This is a genomic window from Pseudomonas guangdongensis, from assembly GCF_900105885.1.
In the GTDB taxonomy this organism is placed as follows: Bacteria; Pseudomonadota; Gammaproteobacteria; order Pseudomonadales; family Pseudomonadaceae; genus Geopseudomonas; species Geopseudomonas guangdongensis.
In genome coordinates this window covers 1,974,700-1,993,555 of the sequence record NZ_LT629780.1, presented here as the reverse complement: position 1 = coordinate 1,993,555, position 18,856 = coordinate 1,974,700, and the positions used below count along the sequence as shown (strand labels likewise).

Genomic DNA, 18,856 nt, shown 5'->3' with positions numbered 1-18,856 from the left:
TGGCCGGCGCGAAGGCGCCCGGCCTGCTCCGGGACCGCCCACAGGCCCCGATGGCGCCGGCCTTCTGCGGGCCGATGCGCGTTGGCGGGGCGACGCAGGCGATCCTGCCGTGCCCCGTTACGGACGTTCCTCGTCCGCCTCGAACAAAGCCATGGCCTCGACATGCGCCGTCTGCGGGAACATGTCGAGCAGGCCGGCGCGCGTCAGCCGGTAGCCCTGCTGCGCCAGCAGCGCCGCATCGCGCGCCAGGGTCGCCGGATTGCACGATACATAGAGTACGCGCCGGGCCCCCAGACTGCGCAACTGCCCCACCACCGCCGCCGCACCGTCGCGCGGCGGATCGAGCAGCACCGCGGCGAAACCGCCGCGCGCCCAGCTCGCTTCGCCCAGCGGCGCGGACAGGTCGGCGCGGTGAAACTGCACGTTGTCCAGGCCGTTGGCCGCGGCGTTGGCCGTGGCCCGTTCGACCATCGCCTGCACGCCCTCGACGCCGACCACCTCGGCGCAGCGCCGCGCCAGCGGCAGGGCGAAGTTACCCAGCCCGCAGAACAGATCGAGCACCCGCTCGTCGGCGCCGGGCGCCAGCCAGTCCAGCGCCTGGGCCAGCATCGCGGCGTTGACCTCGGCGTTGACCTGGACGAAATCGCCCGGCCGCCAGGCCAGGGTCAGCGCCTCGTCCTGCAGACGATAGCCGAGCGCCGCGGCCTCGCCATCGGCCTGCGGTTCGCCCTCGCCCTGCCACCACAGCTGGGTGTCCTGCTCGGCGCACAGGCTGCGCAGCGCCTGGCGATCGACCTCGCTCAGCGGCTGGGTGTGGCGCACCAGCAGCGCGCTGGCGGTGCCGTGGAACAGCTCGACATGGCCGATGGCCTGCGGGCGCTGCAGGCTGCGCAGCACGCCGGGCAACGCGGCGAGCAGCGGCTGCAAGGCCTGTCCCAACACCGGGCAGGCGTCCACGTCGACGATCGACTGACTGGCCGCGGCGCGAAAGCCCACCGCCAGATGGCGGCTCTTGGGGTCGTAGCGCACCGCCAGACGGGCGCGGCGGCGGTAACCGAACTCGCTGCCGAGCAGCGGCGCGGCCCACTCGCGGGGTTCGAGCGCCGCCAGACGGTGCAGCTGGTCGGCCAGGCTGCGCTGTTTCAGCGCCACCTGCTCGGCCTGCGCCAGGTGCTGCAGGGTGCAGCCGCCGCAGCGCCCGGCCAGGGCGCAGGGCGGCTCGCGACGCAGCTCGCTGGTCGCGATAAGCCGCTCGACGCGCGCCTCGACGATCTGGCTGCGCGCCGCCAGCACGCGCGCCTCGACCGTCTCGCCGGCCAGGGCGCCGGCGACGAACCAGGTGCGGCCGCCCTCGTGGGCGATGCCGCGACCGTCGTGGGCCAGCCGCTCGATGCAGAGGCGCTGCTTCTTGCCCGCCGGCAGCGTGGCGGCGCGCGCCCCGCCGCTGGGCTGGAAGCGCAGTCCGGTACTACGTTTGGCCATCAGGCAACCTGCAGAGTCAGGATAGGGTGCGCCGCGCGCACCGGAGGAAAGTCGTATCCGCGCGCCACGTCAGGCCTGCGGCGCGTCGTAGACGCCGGTGGACAGGTAGCGGTCGCCGCGGTCGCAGACGATCGCCACCATCACCGCGTTCTCCACCTCCTGCGACAGGCGCAGCATCGCCGCCACCGAGCCGCCCGAGGACACCCCGCAGAAGATGCCTTCCTCGCGGGCCAGGCGACGCATCACCTCCTCGGCCTCGCGCTGCGCCATGTCGACGACCCGGTCGACCCGCGCGGCGTCGAAGATCGACGGCAGGTACGCCTGCGGCCAGCGGCGGATGCCGGGAATCGCCGAGCCTTCCTGAGGCTGCAGGCCGACGATCTGCACCGCCGGGTTCTGCTCCTTGAGGTAGCGCGACACGCCCATGATGGTGCCGGTGGTGCCCATCGAACTGATGAAGTGGGTGATGGTGCCGGCGGTCTGCCGCCAGATCTCCGGGCCGGTGGACTCGTAGTGGGCCACCGGGTTGTCCTGGTTGGCGAACTGGTCGAGCACCTTGCCGCGGCCTTCGGCCTGCATGCGCAGGGCCAGGTCGCGGGCGCCTTCCATGCCCTCGGCCTTGCTGACCAGCACCAGCTCGGCGCCATAGGCGCTCATCGCCGCCTTGCGCTCGGCGCTCATGTTGTCGGGCATGATCAGCACCATCCGGTAGCCCTTGATCGCCGCCGCCATGGCCAGGGCGATGCCGGTGTTGCCGGAGGTGGCCTCGATCAGGGTGTCGCCGGGGCGGATGTCGCCGCGCAGCTCGGCGCGGCTGATCATCGACAGGGCCGGGCGGTCCTTCACCGAGCCGGCCGGATTGTTGCCCTCCAGCTTGACCAGCAGGGTATTGGAGGTATGGCCCGGCAGACGTTGCAGGCGCACCAGCGGGGTGTTGCCGACGCAGTCGGCGATGGTCGGATACAGCGGGGTCATGGAATGCTCGGCACTCGCGGCGACAGTTGGCGCACATGATAACGGCAAACGCCGCGGGCCGATAACACGCCCGGCTCGAAGGATATTCCCCGTGGTTATATGTAGCGCGATCAGTCCTTGCCCCGTCATCGCCAGCCGCTACACTGCCGCCAAACCCTCTGCCGCGGAGATCCGGCGTGTTCGAACGACTTGGCATCAAGGGCCGCGTCCTGCTGCTGACCCTGCTGCCCGCCAGCCTGCTGGCGCTGGTACTGGGCAGCTATTTCACCGCCACCCAGCTGACCCAGATGCGCGGCCAGCTGATCGAGCGCGGCCAGCTGCTGATCCAGCACCTGGCGCCGCTGAGCGCCTGGCCGCTGGCGCGCGGCGACCTGCAGCAGCTGCAGCGCCTGGCCGGGCAGACCCTGGAGCAGCCCGACCTGCGCGCCATCCGCCTGCTCGACGCCCAGGGCCAGCCGCTGGTGCATGCCGGACCGACCCTGCACAGCCACGTGCCGGTGCGCGACACCGCACAGCTGGCGATCAGCCACGGCGCCATGGCCAGCCGTTTCGTGCTGCCGGTCTACGGCCACCACCGCCAGCTCGGCGGCCACGCCCCGGCCGAGGAGGACGACCGCCTGCTCGGCTGGATCGAACTGGAGCTGTCCCACCAGGGCACCCTGCTGCAGGGCTACCGCAGCCTGCTGACCAGCCTGCTGCTGATCCTCGCCGGCCTGGCGGTCACCGCCCTGCTCGCCGTGCGCCTGAGCCGGGCGATCAACCAGCCGCTGCAGGTGATCGGCCGGGGCGTGGCGCAGATCGAGGAGGGTCAGCTGGACACCCGCCTGCCGACCTTCGGCAGCCGCGAGCTGGACGAGCTGGCCCACGGCATCAACCGCATGGCCGAGACCCTGCAGAACGCCCGCGAGGAGCTGCAGCACAACGTAGAGCAGGCCACCGAGGACCTGCGCCAGACCATGGAAACCATCGAGGTGCAGAACATCGAGCTGAGCCTGGCGCGCAAGGAAGCCCTGGAGGCCAGCCGGATCAAGTCCGAATTCCTCGCCAACATGAGCCACGAGATCCGCACCCCGCTCAACGGCATCCTCGGCTTCACCAAGCTGCTGCAGAAGACCGGCCTGGACAGCCGCCAGCAGGACTACCTGCACACCATCGAGAAGTCCGCCGACAACCTGCTGGCGATCATCAACGAGATCCTCGACTTCTCCAAGATCGAGGCCGGCAAGCTGGCCCTCGAACAGGCGCCGTTCAACCTGCGCGACCTGATCCAGGACACCCTGACCATCCTCGCCCCGGCCGCCCACGACAAGCGCCTGGAGCTGGTCAGCCTGATCTACCGCGACACTCCGCGCAGCCTGATCGGCGATCCGCTGCGCCTCAAGCAGATCCTCACCAACCTGGTCAACAACGCCATCAAGTTCACCCGCCACGGCAGCATCGTGGTTCGCGCCATGCTCGAAGAGGACCTGGGCGACCGCGTGCAGCTGCGCATCAGCGTGCAGGACAGCGGCATCGGCCTGTCCGAAGGCGAGCAGCGCAGCCTGTTCCAGGCCTTCACCCAGGTGGACAACTCCAGCTCGCGCCAGGCCACCGGCACCGGCCTGGGCCTGGTGATCTCCAAGCGCCTGGTCGAGGAGATGGGCGGCGAGATCGGCGTGTCCAGCGAAAGCGGCGAAGGCGCCGAGTTCTGGCTGCAGCTCACTCTGCCGCGCGCCGCCGACGACCCCGACGAGCTGCCGCCGCACCTGCTCGCCGGCTACTGCGCCGCGCTGCTCGACAGCCACCCGCTGACCCGCCAGTCGCTGCGCCATCCGCTGGAGGACTGCGGTCTGGCGGTCAGCGAGTTCGACGACCTGGACGTGCTGATCGACCAGGTCGCCCGGCGCCGCGACGGCCACGAGCCGCTGAGCCTGGCCCTGCTCGGCATCGACACCCACAGCCATCCGCCGGCCTCGCTGGCCCAGCAGCTGCGCGAACTCAACCGCCTCGGCTGCCGCGTGCTGCTGCTCTGCCCGACCACCGAGCTGGCCCTCTACCACGCCAGCCTGGCCGAGCAGCACGGCCAGCTGCTGGCCAAACCGCTGTGTACCCGCAAGCTGCAGCGCGCCCTGCTCGACCTGCTCGGCCCCGCCCTGCCGCGCGGCGACGCCGCCGCGGAGCGCCTGCCCGGCCAGGCCCCGCACCTGCTGTGCGTCGACGACAACCCGGCCAACCTGCTGCTGGTGCAGACCCTGCTCAGCGACATGGGCGCCCGGGTCACCGCGGTGGACAGCGGCTACGCCGCGCTGCGCGCGGTGCAGCAGGAACGCTTCGACCTGGTGTTCATGGACGTGCAGATGCCCGGCATGAACGGCCGCGAAGCCACCGAGGCGATCCGCCAGTGGGAGGCCGAGCAGGGCCTTGGCGCCCTGCCGATCGTCGCGCTGACCGCCCACGCCATGGCCAACGAGAAGCGCGCCCTGCTGCAGTCGGGGATGGACGACTACCTGACCAAGCCGATCGACGAGCGCCAGCTCGCCCAGGTGGTGCTGAAGTGGCTCGGCGTCACCCTCTATACCCACGCCCAGCGCATCGCCCCGCTGCCCGAGCGCGGCAGCGCCGCCCCGGAGCCGGCGATCCTCGACCACGCCGAGGGCCTGCGCCTGGCCGCCGGCAAGCCCGACCTGGCCGCCGACATGCTGGGCATGCTGCTCGACTCGCTGCAGGCCGACCGTCAGGCGATCCGCGCCGCCCGCGAGGCCGACGACGCCCAGGCGCTGCTCGAACACGTCCACCGCCTGCACGGCGCCACCCGCTACTGCGGCGTGCCGCAGCTGCGCGCCGCCTGCCAGCGCTGCGAGACCCTGCTCAAGCAGCAGGCACCGGCCAGCGTCGCCCTCGACGAGCTGGACGCCGCCATCGAGCGTCTGGCCCACGCCGCCCGGCAGCTTCCCACCTGATCCGCGAGGACCGCCCATGCGCATCGCCCTGTACAGCAGCAAGCCCTACGACCGCGACAGCTTCGCCGCCGCCAATACCCGTCACGGCCACGACCTGCACTTTCTCGAAGCACGCCTGGACGACGAAACCGCCGCCCTGGCCGCCGGCAGCGAGGTGGTCTGCGCCTTCGTCAACGACGAGCTGTCGGCGCCGGTGCTCGCCCGCCTCAAGCAGGGCGGTACCCGGCTGATCGCCCTGCGCTCGGCCGGCTACAACCATGTCGACCTGGCCGCCGCCGCAGCCCTCGACCTGCCGGTGGTGCGGGTACCGGCCTACTCGCCGCACGCGGTGGCCGAACATGCGGTGGCGCTGATCCTGGCGCTGAACCGGCGCATCCACCGCGCCTTCAACCGCACCCGCGAAGGCGACTTCTCGCTGCACGGCCTGACCGGATTCGACCTGTACGGCAAGACCGTCGGGGTGGTCGGCAGCGGGCAGATCGGCGCGGTGTTCGCGCGCATCATGCTCGGCTTCGGCTGCCGCGTGCTGCTGGTCGACCCGCAGCCCGACGCCGCGCTGACCGCCCTCGGCGGCCAGTACACGGACCTCGATACCCTGCTCGCCGAGAGCGACATCCTCAGCCTGCACTGCCCGCTGAACCCGGCCACCCGCCACCTGATCGACCGCCACAGCCTGGCGCGGATGAAGCGCGGCGCCATGCTGATCAACACCGGACGCGGCGCGCTGGTCGACACCCCGGCGCTGATCGGCGCGCTGAAGAGTGGCCAGCTCGGCTACCTGGGCCTGGACGTCTACGAGGAGGAGGCCGAGCTGTTCTTCGAGGACCGCTCCGACCAGCCGCTGCAGGACGACGTGCTGGCGCGCCTGCTGACCTTCCCCAACGTGATCGTCACCGCCCACCAGGCGTTCCTCACCGGCGAGGCGCTGGCGGCCATCGCCGACACCACCCTGGACAACATCGCCGCCTGGCAGGCCGGCGCCCCCTGCAACCGGGTGACCCGCTGAAGCCGCGCCGGCGCGCGTGATAGCATCCCCGCCCCGCCTGGAGGCCCCATGACCGAACACGATTTCCGCTACACCCTGCTCAACCCGCAACACACCCTCACCGAGTGCCGCGCCCTGGCGCCGGGCCGCTACCAGGTCACCGGCAACGGCGGCTCGATCAAGGCCGGCGACAGCCTGCTGGTCACCCTCAAGGGCAGCCGCGACCTGTCGATGCGCCTGAACGTCGAGAAGGTCCGCCACCTGATCAACCCGCCCGGCCAGTGGCTGGCGGTGGCCCGGGGCCCGGTGTTCCGCGAACTGGAGATCCGCACCTGGCAGGTCGCCTGCGACGGCTGCGGCGCGCAGCTGGACGTCGAGTTCGCCGTCGACGGCACCCTCGGCGAGCCGGCCCGGCTGGCCGCCGCCGAGGCGCGCCTCGGCGAACTGGGCTGGCAGCACAGCGCCGGTCGCCATCTCTGCCCACGCTGCCGGACCCCGGAGGCCTGATGCGTCGCCACCTGATCGCCGCCTGCGCCGGCCTGGCGCTGGCCGGCTGCGCCAGCACCGCCCCGCTGATCGAGCAGGGCCGCACCTACCGGGTCGAGTGGATCGGCGAACGACCGCTGATCGACCGCAGCCACCTGACCCTGACCTTCGACCACGACGGCCGCGCCTACGGTACCGGCGGCTGCAACCACTGGTTCGCCGGCTACGGCATCGAGGGGCAGATCCTGCGCTTCAGCCAGGTCGGCAGTACCCGGCGGCTCTGCGCGCCGGCGCTGATGGAGCAGGAACGGCGCTTCTTCGAGGCCCTCGGCCAGGTGCGCCGCTGGGACATCTCGGCGCTCGACGAACTGCGCCTGTGGCCGGAACAGGGCCGGCCGATCCGCCTGCTGCCGGACGAGGGCTGAGCCGCCACTCAGAACAGCGCCAGCTGCTCGCCGGCCGTCGTCAGGTCGGCCAGGCGCACGCCGACGCCGATCAGCCGCACCGGCTTGCCGCCGCGGGCGAAGGCCGCCGCCAGCAGCCGCCGGTAGCTGTCGGCATCGAGGCCGGCGCCGGCCTGCTCCAGGGTGGTCTGGGTGAAGTCGTGGAACTTCAGCTTGACCAGCGGCTTGTCCAGCCGGTAGCCGGCGTCGAGGCGCGCCAGACGCGCCTCCAGTTGCGCCAGGAGCGCCGGCAGCGCCGCCTGGCAGGCGGCCAGATCCGGCAGGTCGCGCGCGAAGGTGTGCTCGACGCTCAGGGTCTGGCGGCGCCGTGCCACCCGCACCGGACGTTCGTCGATGCCGTGGGCCAGTTGCCAGAGCCGCTCGCCGAAACCGCCGAACTCGCGCAGCAAGGCCAGCCTGGGCCACTCGCGCAGGTCCCGGCAGCGCCGGATGCCCAGGTGCGCCAGGCGCTCGGCGGTGACCTTGCCGACCCCGTGCAGGCGCGCCACCGGAAGCTCGGCGACGAACGCCTGCACCTCGTCCGGGGCGATCACCCACAGCCCGTCGGGCTTGCGCCAGTCGCTGGCGATCTTGGCGAGGAACTTGTTCGGCGCCACCCCGGCCGACACCGTGATGCCCAGCTCGGCGCGCACCCGCCGGCGGATCTCCTCGGCGATCCGCGTGGCGCTGCCGGCGCAGTGCGGCGAGCCGGACACGTCCAGGTAGGCCTCGTCCAGCGACAGCGGCTCGATCAGCTCGCTGTAGTCGTGGAGGATCGCGTGGATCTGCTGCGAGACGGCCTTGTAGGCCTCGAAGCGCGGCCGCACGATCAGCAGCTGCGGACACAGCTCCAGGGCGCGCCGCGAGGACATCGCCGAATGCACGCCGAAGGCCCGCGCCTCGTAGTTGCAGGTGGCGACGACCCCGCGCCGCTCCGGCGCCCCGCCCACCGCCAGCGGCCGCCCGGCCAGACGCGGATCGTCGCGCATCTCGATGGCGGCGAAAAAGCAGTCGCAATCGATATGGATGATCTTGCGCTGCACCGCCGCCGGCCGGCTGCCGGCGGCTTCGTCTTCCCCGCGCATCGCCACGCTCCCCCGGCGAGTCTCAGTGGCGCCAGAACGCCGGGCTCAGCACCACCAGGATGGTGATGATTTCCAGGCGACCGAGCAGCATGCCGAGCGACAGCAGCCACTTGGCGCTGTCCGGCAGGCTGGCGAAGTTACCGGCCGGGCCGATGATCGGGCCGAGTCCGGGGCCGACGTTGCACACCGCGGTGGCAGCGCCGGTCAGCGCCGTCACCCAGTCCAGCCCGATCAGGGCCAGGCCCAGGGCGATCACGCCGATGGTGATGGTGAAGAAGAACGAGAAGGTGATCAGCGAGCGGACGATGTCCTCGTCGATCGGGTGGTCGTTGTACTGCTGCTTGATCACCGCGCGCGGGTGGATCATCTGCTGCAGGTTGGCCTTGAGCATCACGTAGGCGACCTGGAAGCGGAAGATCTTCAGCCCCCCGGCGGTGGAGCCGGAGCAGCCGCCGACGAAGGTGAGGTAGAAGAACAGCAGCACGGCGAAACCGCCCCACTGGGTGTAATCGCCCAGGGCGAAGCCGGTGGTGGTGACCACCGAGGTGACGTTGACCGCGACGATCCGGAAAGCATCCAGCCAGGCGTTGTCCGAGTTGAGCCACAGCCAGGTGCCGAAAACCAGCCAGGTCAGCACCAGGAAGCCGACGAAGCCGCGCACCTGCTGGTCGCGCAGCAGCGCCTTGCGATTGCCGCGCAGGTAAGCGACGTAGAGGGTGAACGGCAGGCTGCCCAGCAGCATGAACAGCACCGCGACCCAGTGCACCGCCGGTTGCGTCCAGTGCGCCAGCGAGGCGTCGGAGGTGGAGAAGCCGCCGGTGGAGATCGCCGCCATGGAGTGGTTGATCGCCTCGAACGGACTCATCCCGGCGGCCCAGAAGGCCAGGAAACCGAGCAGGGTGAAGGCCACATAGATGCCGAGGATGTACTTAGCCACCATGTGCGAGCGCGGCATGACCTTTTCCGACCAGTCGGAGGATTCGGTCTGGAACAGCCGCATGCCGCCGACGCGCAGCAAGGGCAGCACCGCCACCGCCATGCCGATGAAACCGATGCCGCCCAGCCAGTGCAGCATCGAGCGCCAGATCAGCAGGGCCGGCGAGGCGTTGTCGAGTCCGGCGATCACCGTCGAGCCGGTGGTGGTGATGCCCGACATGGTCTCGAAGAAGGCGTCGGTGTAGCTGATGTGCTGGATGAACACCATCGGCAGGGCGGCGAAGCCGCACACCACCACCCAGCTGGAGGTGGTCAGCATGTACATGTCGCGCGGGCGCAGCTGCACCTTGTCCGGACGCCCCGGCAGCACCGCCGCCAGGCCGCAGCCGAAGGTGATCAGGGTCGGCCAGAGAAAGTCCCCAAGCCGCTCCTCGCCGCCCGTGACCAGCAGGGCGATGATCGGCACCAGCATGCTGACGCCCAGGGTGATGAGGAAGATACCCAGGAGAAACGCGATCATGCGCAGGCTTGACAGGGACATGGGGGAACTTCGCCGGCCGGGGAGGACGGCATTCTGCGCCCGGCCCCGGGGGCTGTAAACGCGCAGGACGCCGGATCGCTCGCCTGCGGCCAGCGCCCGCCCCCTTGCGCCGCATACCGCGCGCGCGCCTCCGGAAAACCGCCGCAGGCCTTGCCGGCCGTGGCCTGCAGCCTGTCCGCGCCCAGTGGGGCGACACTAAATAGCTGATCCGCTTGAAGTTTTTTCAAGATCGCGCTTGACAGCCCAGGGCTTTTGCGTAGAATGGCCCCCACAGACGCGGGGTGGAGCAGTCTGGTAGCTCGTCGGGCTCATAACCCGAAGGTCGTAGGTTCAAATCCTGCCCCCGCAACCAAATCTTAAAAGGCCATTCTTCGGAATGGCCTTTTTCGTTGTGGCCGGAAAAAATCCACGCGCTCAGCCTGGCTTAAGGTTGCTGCACTAGAGTCCTTGCGCATCGACCACTCGCCGCGCAAGGAACCTCGCCATGGCACACCCCTCCCCCACCCGCTACAGCGGCCTGTCCATCGCCATGCACTGGCTGATGGCCCTGCTGCTCGTCGCCGTCTATGCCTGCATCGAACTCAAGGGCAACTTCCCCAAGGGCAGCGAACCGCGCGAGCTGCTCAAGCACTGGCACTTCATGCTCGGCCTCGGCGTCTTCGCCCTGGTCTGGCTGCGCCTGCTCGTCCGTCTCCTGCACAAGACCCCGGCCATCTCCCCCGCGCCGCCCGCCTGGCAGACCGGCGTGGCGCACCTGATGCACCTGGCTCTGTATGTATTGATGATCGGCATGCCGCTGCTCGGCTGGCTGCTGCTCAACGCCGAGGGCAAGCCGGCGCCGTTCTTCGGCCTGGAGCTGCCGCTGCTGGTGGACAAGGACTCGGTCCTGGCCGAACGCCTGGAAGAACTGCACGAGTTCGGCGCCGTGGCCGGCTACTGGCTGATCGGCCTGCATGCCGCCGCCGGCCTGTTCCACCACTACTTCAGCCGCGACAACACCCTGACCCGCATGCTGCCGGGACGCTGAGCGCGCCACCGTACGGCCCTGCGGCCTGTCGCAGAGCCGTTTTGCGCCGCAGTCTTGTCAACAGATCGCGTGGAAAACGCTGTGGATAACCCCGGGATGGGCGGCGCCAGAGCCCGCCCGGCGGTCGCTTGGGACTTCCGTACAAAAAACAGCCAGCCGCCACCGGCAATCTCCCGCCCCGTCGCTCGCCGCCTCGCCAGCCGAGCGAAACGGGGTCCGCGCGGTACTGTTCAAGTACCGCAGGCACCGCTAGAATCGCGCACTTTTTGATCAAGCGCCCACGCGGCGCCGCCCCAGAGGTTAGCCTGCATGTCCAGCACCGCTCCCAAAGTCGGCTTCGTTTCCCTCGGCTGCCCGAAAGCAACCGTGGACAGCGAACGCATCCTCACCCAGCTGCGCATGGAGGGCTACCAGATCGTCCCCTCCTACGAGGATGCCGACGTGGTGGTGGTCAACACCTGCGGCTTCATCGACAGCGCCAAGGCCGAGTCGCTGGACGCCATCGGCGAGGCCATCGCCGAGAACGGCAAGGTGATCGTCACCGGCTGCATGGGCGTGTCCGAGGACAGCATCCGCGACGTGCACCCCAGCGTGCTGGCGGTCACCGGCCCGCAGCAGTACGAGCAGGTGGTCAACGCCGTGCACGAGGTGGTGCCGCCCAAGGTCGACCACGACCCGTTCGTCGACCTGGTGCCGCCGCAGGGCATCAAGCTGACCCCGCGCCACTACGCCTACCTGAAGATTTCCGAAGGCTGCAACCACAGCTGCAGCTTCTGCATCATCCCCTCGATGCGCGGCAAGCTGGTCAGCCGCCCGGTCGGCGACGTGCTGTCCGAGGCCGAGCGCCTGGTCAAGGCCGGGGTCAAGGAACTCTTGGTGATCAGCCAGGACACCAGCGCCTACGGCGTCGACCTCAAGTACAAGCTGGACTTCTGGAACGGCCAGCCGGTGAAGACCCGCATGCTCGAACTGTGCGAGGCGCTGTCCGGCATGGGCGTGTGGGTGCGCCTGCACTACGTCTACCCCTACCCCAACGTCGACGACGTCATCCCGCTGATGGCCGCGGGCAAGCTCCTGCCGTACCTGGACATCCCCTTCCAGCACGCCAGCCCCAAGGTGCTCAAGGCGATGAAGCGCCCGGCCTTCGAGGACAAGACCCTGGCACGGATCAAGCAATGGCGCGAGATCTGCCCGGAGCTGACCATCCGCTCGACCTTCATCGTCGGCTTCCCCGGCGAGACCGAGGAGGACTTCCAGTACCTGCTCGACTGGCTCACCGAGGCGCAGCTTGACCGCGTCGGCTGCTTCCAGTACTCGCCGGTCGAGGGTGCCCCGGCCGAGGAGCTGGGCCTTGAAGCCGTGCCGGACGAGGTCAAGCAGGAGCGCTGGGAGCGCTTCATGGCCCACCAGCAGGCGATCAGCGCCGCGCGCCTGCAGCTGAAGATCGGCAAGGAGATCGAGGTGCTGATCGACGAGGTCGACGAGCAGGGCGCCATCGGCCGCTCCGCCGCCGACGCCCCGGAGATCGACGGTAACGTCTACGTCGACAGCGACCGCGATCTGCAGCCGGGCGACAAGGTGTGGGTGCGGGTCACCGACGCCGACGAATACGACCTGTGGGCCGAGACCCTCTGAGTCCAGCACCCGCGACCCGCGCCCGGCCCCGTGCCGGGCGCGGCGTTTCCGGGCCCGGCATTGCTGGGCCCGGCGCGCCGAATGGGCTCTAATACGGACTCGAACCACGGATGGAGTCCCCCATGAGCCCCTGGCTGCTGATCCTTCTCGTCACCCTGCTGCCCGGCCTGGCGATGCCGGCCGGCGCCCTGCTGGCCATCCATGAGCGCATCCACCCGCGATGGCTGGAAACCGAACTGCGCCACGCGATCCTCGCCTTCGGCGCCGGCGCGCTGCTCGCCGCCGTCGCTCTGGTGCTGGTCCCCGAAGGCATGGCTGCGCTGCCCGGCGGACTGACCGCGCTGTGCTTCGCCGGCGGCGGCGTGGTGTTCATGGGGATCGACCGCCTGCTCGCCGCCCACCGCACTCCGGCCAGCCAGGCCGTCGACATGCTCCTCGACTACATCCCGGAAAGCCTCGCCCTCGGCGCCGCGGTGGCCACCGGCAACGGCATCGGCGTGCTGCTGGCAGTGCTGATGGCGGTGCAGAACCTGCCCGAAGGCTTCAACGCCTACCGCGAGATGCGCCGTGGCCGGCGGCTGGGCAACGGGCGGATCGTCGCCCTGTTCACCCTGATCGCCCTGCTCGGCCCGCTGGCCGGTTTCGCCGGCTACCTGTGGCTGGCGCACCACCCGGCGCTGGTCGGCGCGATCATGCTGTTCGCCTCCGGCGGCATTCTCTATTCGGTGTTCCAGGACATCGCCCCGCAGGTTCCCCTGCAGCGCCACTGGGCGCCGCCGCTGGGGGCGGTGGCCGGCTTCCTGCTCGGCATGCTCGGCCAGCTCGCCGTGCCCGCCTGATGGCCGTGCGGCATGCGACCATCGCCGGAATGACGGCGTGGCGCCGTGCGCCCATGCTTGCGGGCGGAGTTCCCCGGCGGCACACTCCGCCGGCCTTTCCCGACCGTCACCAAGAGAGTCCCGAGCCATGAGCCGCCCTGGAAATGGAACGCGCCTTCTGCCGCTCGCCCTGGCCGCCCTGCTGCTGGGCGGCTGCGCCACGCCGGACGGCGCCGAAGCGCCGCCGGCCAGCGTCGAGCTGCGCGGCCATCTGATGCTGGGCCCGCAGGAGCGCGCCTTCCGCCCCTGCAACAGCGCCGACAGCCTGTGGCTGCTGGCCGCGCCGGCCCTCGATGCGCAGTTGCAGGAGCGCTACCTGAGCCAGGTCGACGAGCCCTACGAGGAAGCCTACCTGCACCTGCGCGGCCAGCGCGGCGCAGCGGCGGACTGCAGCGCCTGCGCCGGACACGCCGGCAGCCTGCGGATCGAGCAGCTCATCGAGCTGCGCAGCGCCGAGAGCGCCGACTGCCGCTGACGCCGCCCGCGCCAATCGTTAAGATCGCCACCATCGCCTGGGCGCCGCCGCCCGGCGCGTCCCGCGCCCCTGCGCGCTCCACTTCAGGATGAGTACCCGACGATGAGTTCCGCCTCCCGCTTCGCTCCCATGCCCGACGCCCGCGGCTATTTCGGCCCCTACGGCGGCCAGCTGGTGCCGCCGCACCTCAAGGCCGTGATGGACGAGATCGACGCCGCCTATGAGGAGATCCGCCGGCGCGAGGACTTCCAGCAGGAGCTGGCCGACCTGTTCGCCGACTACGTCGGCCGCCCCAGCCCGATCTTCCACGCCCGGCGCCTCTCGGAAAAGCTCGGCGGCGCGCAGATCCACCTCAAGCGCGAGGACCTCAACCACACCGGCGCGCACAAGATCAACCACTGCCTGGGCGAGGCGCTGCTGGCCAAGTTCATGGGCAAGACCAAGGTGATCGCCGAGACCGGCGCCGGCCAGCACGGCGTGGCGCTGGCCACCGCCTGCGCGCTGGTGGGCATCCCCTGCGAGATCCACATGGGCCAGGTGGACATCGAGAAGGAACACCCCAACGTCACCAAGATGAAGATCCTCGGCTGCACCCTGGTGCCGGTGACCCGCGGCGCGGCGACCCTCAAGGAGGCGGTGGACAGCGCCTTCGAGGAATACCTGAAGGATCCGCAGAACTTCATCTACGCCATCGGCTCGGTGGTCGGCCCGCACCCGTTCCCGAAGATGGTCCGCGACTTCCAGTCGATCATCGGCACCGAGGCGCGCGCGCAGTTCCTCGCCAAACACGGCCGCCTGCCCGACCACGTCACCGCCTGCGTCGGCGGCGGCTCCAACGCCATGGGCATGTTCAGCGCCTTCCTCGACGACGAGGGCGTCAATCTGGTCGGCGTCGAGCCGGCCGGCGAGGGCCTGGACAAGGACGGCCGCCACAGCGCCACCCTGACCAAGGGCAAGCCCGGCGAGCTGCACGGCATGGCCTGCTACGTGCTGGAGGATGCCGAGGGCAATCCGGCGGCGGTGCATTCCATCGCCTCGGGCCTCGACTATCCGGGCGTCGGCCCGCAGCACAGCTACCTGAAGGATCTCGGCCGGGTCGACTACCAGAGCGCCTCGGATCAGGAATGCCTGGACGCCTTCATGACCCTGTCGCGGGTCGAGGGCATCATCCCGGCGCTGGAAAGCGCCCACGCGGTGGCCTGGGCGATGCGCGTGGCGCCGACCCTGCCCAGAGACCAGCACATCCTGGTCAACCTGTCCGGACGCGGCGACAAGGACGCCGACTACGTGGCACGCCTGCTCGGCCTCTGAGCCCACCCGCCCCGCCGCACGCGGCGGGGCTTGCCGCGCAAGGAGTGCGCCCATGCGTCGATATCCGGTTGGCCTGCTTGGCCTCTGCCTGCTGCTCTGTGCCACCGCCGCGGCCACCGACTACCCACTGGGCCTGAGCGCCCGCGACGAGCGCGGCTGCCGGCTGGGCCACGGCAGCGTCGAGGGCGCCACCCTGCACCTGATGAGCGCCGCCCACAGCGACCCGGGCTTCCCGGCCGGACAGGCCCTGGCGATCCTGCGCCGGGCACTGGCCGCCGGATGCGACATCCACGAAGCCGACGCCCTCGGCCTCTCGCCGCTGAACGCGGCGCTCCTCTACAACGACGCCGCCCTGGCGGCCTTCCTGTTGGAGCACGGTGCCGATCCCGCGCGGCCGATCGTCAGCCCGAAGGCGGCGCTGAACGGCCTGGACAGCCCGCGCTGGCTGACGCTGCTCGAACGCCGCCAGCCGCAGCACGACCGCCGCGCGCTGCGCCGCCTGCTGGAGCGGCACGCCGCCGCGCGCCAGCGCTGAAGACGCAGGAGGCGTATCATCGCCCTCCCGCTTCCCTGCCGGTTCATCGCCATGCCCCACAGCGTCCGCCCCGTCGGCATCCTGCGCTCCTGCTTCAAGGAGAAGTTCGCCATCCCGCGCCAGCCGCAGCTGGCCCCGGCCGCGCGCGGCGTGCTGGAGCTGCTGCCGCCGTTCGACGATGGCGCCGCGGTGGCGGGCCTGGAGCAGGTCAGCCACGTCTGGCTGCTGTTCCTGTTCCACCAGGCGCTAGAGGACAGTCCGCGCCTCAAGGTGCGCCCGCCGCGGCTGGGCGGCAACCGCGCGCTGGGGGTGTTCGCCACCCGCGCCACCCACCGCCCCAACGGCATCGGCCAGTCGGTGGTGAAGCTGGAGCGGGTGGAAGCCGGGCGCCTGCACCTGTCCGGCATCGACCTGCTGGACGGCACCCCGGTGCTGGACATCAAGCCCTACGTGCCCTACGCCGACATGGTGCCCGAGGCGCGCAACGCCATCGCCGACGCGGCGCCGCCGGCCATCGCGGTGGACTGGGAGGGTACGGCGCTGGAGCAGGCCCGCGCCCAGGCGCTGCGCCTGGACGAGCCGGTGATCGAGCTGATCGAGCAGTGCCTGGCCCAGGACCCGCGCCCGGCCTACCAGACGCCGACGCCGGAGCGCCGCTACGGCGTGCGCTTCTGGGATCTGCAGGTGCGCTGGCATTACCCCGCGCCCGGGCGCATCCGCGTGCTGGAGGTGGTGCGCGAAGCGAGCTGAACGACGATCCGCGCTGGGAAATCGCGGCGCGAGCTGTCCAGCCCGCGGATGCTGGCCGCCCCTGTCGGGTTGGCAACTCGCGCAGCGACGGCCTACCGGCACGCTCGGGGATGGCACAGATGAAAACGGCGGAGCCCCACAGGGGAATCCGCCGTTTTCCATTGCACGACTCGCCTTATTTCTCGACGAAGGCGCGCTCGATCAGGTAGTCGCCCGGATCGCCCATGCGCGGCGAGACCTTGAGGCCGAAACCGTCCAGCACCTGGCTGGTCTCTTCGAGCATGCTCGGGCTGCCGCAGAGCATGGCGCGGTCGTCGTTGGGGTTGATCGGCGGCAGGCCGATGTCGGCGAACAGCTTGCCGCTGCGCATCAGGTCGGTCATCCGCCCCTGGTTGCGGAACGGCTCGCGGGTCACCGTCGGGTAGTAGATCAGCTTGTCGCGCACCAGATCGCCGAAGTACTCGTGCTGCGGCAGCTCCTGGGTGATGAAGTCGGCGTAGGCCAGTTCGCTGGCCCAGCGCACGCCGTGGACCAGGATCACCTTGTCGAAGCGCTCGTAGGTTTCCGGGTCCTGGATCACGCTCATGAACGGCGCAAGACCGGTGCCGGTGCCCAGCAGGTAGAGGTGCTTGCCCGGCAGCAGGTCGCTGAGGATCAGGGTGCCGGTCGGCTTGCGGCTGACCATCAGCTCGTCGCCCGGCTGCAGGTGCTGCAGGCGCGAGGTCAGCGGGCCGTTGGGCACCTTGATGCTGAAGAATTCCAGGTGCTCTTCGTAGTTGGGACTAGCGATGCTGTAGGCGCGCATGAGCGGGCGACCTTCCACTTCCAGACCGATCATCACGAACTGGCCGTTCTCGAAGCGCAGCCCCTGATTGCGGGTGGTCTTGAAGCTGAACAGGGTGTCGTTCCAGTGATGCACGCTGAGCACGCGCTCGCTCACCAGGTTGCTCATGTCATGACTCCTCGGAAGAAAAGGGGGCGGGCCGCTCGGCCCTGTTGCGCTGCATTCTAGGGGCGCGCAGAATATCCGTTAAATGAATAATCAAAATATTCTTTATAGGTTATATAGATATGCGATTCAGCCTCAGACAGATCCAGGTATTCGTCGCCATCGCCCGCCAGGAAAGCGTGTCGCGCGCCGCCGAATCCCTGGCCCTGTCGCAGTCGGCGGCCAGCACCTCGCTGGCCGAGCTGGAGCGTCACTACGACAGTCCGCTGTTCGACCGCATCGGCAAGCGTCTGGCGCTCAGCGCCCTGGGCGCGCAGCTGCTGCCCAAGGCGGTGGCGCTGCTCGACCGCGCCGAGGAGATCGAGCAGCTGCTGCAGGGTAAGAGCGGCTTCGGCTCGCTGCAGCTGGGCGCCACCCTGACCATCGGCAACTACCTGGCCACCCTGCTGATCGGCCGCTTCATGCAGGCCCATCCCGAGTGCCGGGTGCGCCTGCACGTGCAGAACACCAGCCATGTGGTGCAGGGCGTGGCCCAGCACGGCCTGGATCTGGGGCTGATCGAGGGCGACTGCCAGCACCCGGACATCGAGGTGCAGCCCTGGGTGGAGGACGAGCTGGTGGTGTTCTGCGCCCCGCAGCATCCGCTGGCCGAGCGGCGCAGCGCGAGCCTCGACGAGCTGGTGCGCGAGGCGTGGATCCTCCGCGAACAGGGCTCGGGCACCCGGCTGACCTTCGACCAGGGCATGCGCCATCACGCCACGCCGCTGAACATCCGCCTGGAGCTGGAGCACACCGAGGCGATCAAGCGCGCGGTGGAGTCGGGCCTGGGCATCGGCTGCATCTCGCGCCTGGCGCTGCGCGACGCTTTCCGCCGCGGCAGCCTGGTGGCGGTGGAAACCCCGGAGCTGGACCTGCGCCGCCAGTTCAGCTTCATCTGGCACAAGCAGAAGTATCAGAGCAGCGCGATGCGCGAATTCGTCGAGCTGTGCCGCCGCTTCACCGCCGGCGCGCCGCGCAGCGACCAGATCGTCCTGCCGGACATCCCCTGAATCAGCCGAGCAGGACGATGCCCCAGACCAGGGCGATCATGCCCAGCGCCACCGCCTGGGCGGCGCTGCCCATGTCCTTGGCGTTCTTCGACAGCGGATGGCGCTCCAGGGAGATGCGGTCGACGGTGGCCTCGATGGCTGAGTTGAGCAGCTCGACGATCAGCGCCAGCAGGCACACGGCGACCAGCAGGGCGCGCTCGCCGCGACTGACGTCGAGGAAGAAGGCCAGCGGCACCAGCACGAGGTTGAGCAGCGCCAGCTGGCGGAACGCCGCCTCGCCGCGAAACGCCGCGCACAGCCCGTCGCGGGAATAGCCGGCGGCGTTGAGGATGCGTTTGAGGCCGGTACGGCCCTTGAAGGGGGAAGTCATCGGGC

Annotated in this window: 18 protein-coding genes and 1 tRNA gene; 13 read left to right on the top strand and 6 right to left on the bottom strand. The window is 70.1% G+C overall.

Annotated elements, in window-relative coordinates; translation table 11 throughout:
- Window positions 1–117: 117 nt before the first annotated feature.
- Window positions 118–1,482: a 23S rRNA (uracil(1939)-C(5))-methyltransferase RlmD gene (gene rlmD / locus BLU22_RS09445; protein WP_090213901.1), complete on the bottom strand. Its 1,365-nt coding sequence runs from the start codon at window positions 1,480–1,482 to the stop codon at window positions 118–120.
- Between the two features lie 69 nt (window positions 1,483–1,551).
- Window positions 1,552–2,457 (bottom strand): cysteine synthase CysM, encoded by a 906-nt coding sequence (gene cysM, locus BLU22_RS09440; RefSeq protein ID WP_090213899.1) that lies wholly within the window; start codon window positions 2,455–2,457, stop codon window positions 1,552–1,554.
- A gap of 176 nt (window positions 2,458–2,633) precedes the next feature.
- On the opposite strand from cysM, the gene BLU22_RS09435 reads away from it, so the two are divergent.
- Genes BLU22_RS09435 through BLU22_RS09420 form a run of 4 tightly spaced genes read left to right on the top strand, consistent with a single transcriptional unit; the run spans window position 2,634 to window position 7,292 of the window.
- Window positions 2,634–5,396 (top strand): response regulator, encoded by a 2,763-nt coding sequence (locus BLU22_RS09435; protein WP_090213898.1) that lies wholly within the window; start codon window positions 2,634–2,636, stop codon window positions 5,394–5,396.
- Between the two features lie 16 nt (window positions 5,397–5,412).
- Window positions 5,413–6,402 carry a 2-hydroxyacid dehydrogenase gene (locus BLU22_RS09430; protein ID WP_090213896.1) on the top strand — a complete coding sequence of 330 codons (990 nt, stop codon included), beginning with the start codon at window positions 5,413–5,415 and terminating at the stop codon, window positions 6,400–6,402.
- 48 nt (window positions 6,403–6,450) lie between these two features.
- Entirely contained in the window at window positions 6,451–6,888 is a 438-nt protein-coding gene (locus tag BLU22_RS09425; protein WP_090213894.1) for a hypothetical protein, read from the top strand.
- The gene (locus BLU22_RS09420; protein WP_090213892.1) at window positions 6,888–7,292 is read left to right on the top strand and encodes an META domain-containing protein; all 405 of its coding nucleotides are present in this window, start codon (window positions 6,888–6,890) and stop codon (window positions 7,290–7,292) included. Before BLU22_RS09425 ends, BLU22_RS09420 begins: the two co-directional genes overlap by 1 nt.
- Before the next feature lie 8 nt (window positions 7,293–7,300).
- On the opposite strand, the gene dinB is transcribed toward BLU22_RS09420, so the two are convergent.
- Window positions 7,301–8,395, bottom strand: a complete 1,095-nt coding sequence (dinB, locus tag BLU22_RS09415; RefSeq protein WP_090213890.1) for a DNA polymerase IV — start codon at window positions 8,393–8,395, stop codon at window positions 7,301–7,303.
- Window positions 8,396–8,417: 22 nt separating this feature from the next.
- A complete protein-coding gene (locus BLU22_RS09410; RefSeq protein ID WP_090213888.1) occupies window positions 8,418–9,872 on the bottom strand; it encodes a TrkH family potassium uptake protein in 1,455 nt (484 codons plus the stop codon).
- Window positions 9,873–10,147: 275 nt separating this feature from the next.
- Here BLU22_RS09410 and BLU22_RS09405 point away from each other — a divergent pair.
- From BLU22_RS09405 to tsaA, 8 genes are all read left to right on the top strand, one after another.
- A tRNA-Met gene (locus BLU22_RS09405) sits at window positions 10,148–10,224 on the top strand.
- A gap of 132 nt (window positions 10,225–10,356) precedes the next feature.
- Window positions 10,357–10,899 (top strand): cytochrome b, encoded by a 543-nt coding sequence (locus BLU22_RS09400; protein WP_090213886.1) that lies wholly within the window; start codon window positions 10,357–10,359, stop codon window positions 10,897–10,899.
- A 309-nt stretch (window positions 10,900–11,208) separates the two neighbouring features.
- Window positions 11,209–12,534, top strand: coding sequence for a 30S ribosomal protein S12 methylthiotransferase RimO (rimO, locus tag BLU22_RS09395; RefSeq protein WP_090213885.1), 1,326 nt, complete (start codon window positions 11,209–11,211; stop codon window positions 12,532–12,534).
- A 122-nt stretch (window positions 12,535–12,656) separates the two neighbouring features.
- Window positions 12,657–13,373: a ZIP family metal transporter gene (locus tag BLU22_RS09390; RefSeq protein WP_090213883.1), complete on the top strand. Its 717-nt coding sequence runs from the start codon at window positions 12,657–12,659 to the stop codon at window positions 13,371–13,373.
- Between the two features lie 127 nt (window positions 13,374–13,500).
- Window positions 13,501–13,887, top strand: coding sequence for a hypothetical protein (locus BLU22_RS09385; RefSeq protein WP_090213881.1), 387 nt, complete (start codon window positions 13,501–13,503; stop codon window positions 13,885–13,887).
- Window positions 13,888–13,989: 102 nt separating this feature from the next.
- On the top strand, window positions 13,990–15,198 hold the full coding sequence (gene trpB, locus BLU22_RS09380; RefSeq protein WP_090213879.1) for a tryptophan synthase subunit beta: 1,209 nt from the start codon (window positions 13,990–13,992) through the stop codon (window positions 15,196–15,198).
- A 52-nt stretch (window positions 15,199–15,250) separates the two neighbouring features.
- Window positions 15,251–15,733, top strand: coding sequence for an ankyrin repeat domain-containing protein (locus BLU22_RS09375; protein ID WP_090213878.1), 483 nt, complete (start codon window positions 15,251–15,253; stop codon window positions 15,731–15,733).
- 51 nt (window positions 15,734–15,784) lie between these two features.
- Window positions 15,785–16,483, top strand: coding sequence for a tRNA (N6-threonylcarbamoyladenosine(37)-N6)-methyltransferase TrmO (gene tsaA, locus BLU22_RS09370; protein WP_090213876.1), 699 nt, complete (start codon window positions 15,785–15,787; stop codon window positions 16,481–16,483).
- A gap of 175 nt (window positions 16,484–16,658) precedes the next feature.
- Here the strand turns inward: tsaA and fpr are convergent, their stop codons facing one another.
- Window positions 16,659–17,435 carry a ferredoxin-NADP reductase gene (gene fpr / locus BLU22_RS09365; RefSeq protein WP_090213874.1) on the bottom strand — a complete coding sequence of 259 codons (777 nt, stop codon included), beginning with the start codon at window positions 17,433–17,435 and terminating at the stop codon, window positions 16,659–16,661.
- Window positions 17,436–17,554: 119 nt separating this feature from the next.
- On the opposite strand from fpr, the gene BLU22_RS09360 reads away from it, so the two are divergent.
- Window positions 17,555–18,481: a LysR family transcriptional regulator gene (locus tag BLU22_RS09360; protein WP_090213873.1), complete on the top strand. Its 927-nt coding sequence runs from the start codon at window positions 17,555–17,557 to the stop codon at window positions 18,479–18,481.
- Between the two features lies 1 nt (window position 18,482).
- Here BLU22_RS09360 and BLU22_RS09355 read toward each other — a convergent pair whose 3' ends face one another.
- On the bottom strand, window positions 18,483–18,851 hold the full coding sequence (locus BLU22_RS09355) for a diacylglycerol kinase (protein WP_090213871.1): 369 nt from the start codon (window positions 18,849–18,851) through the stop codon (window positions 18,483–18,485).
- Window positions 18,852–18,856: the final 5 nt, after the last annotated feature.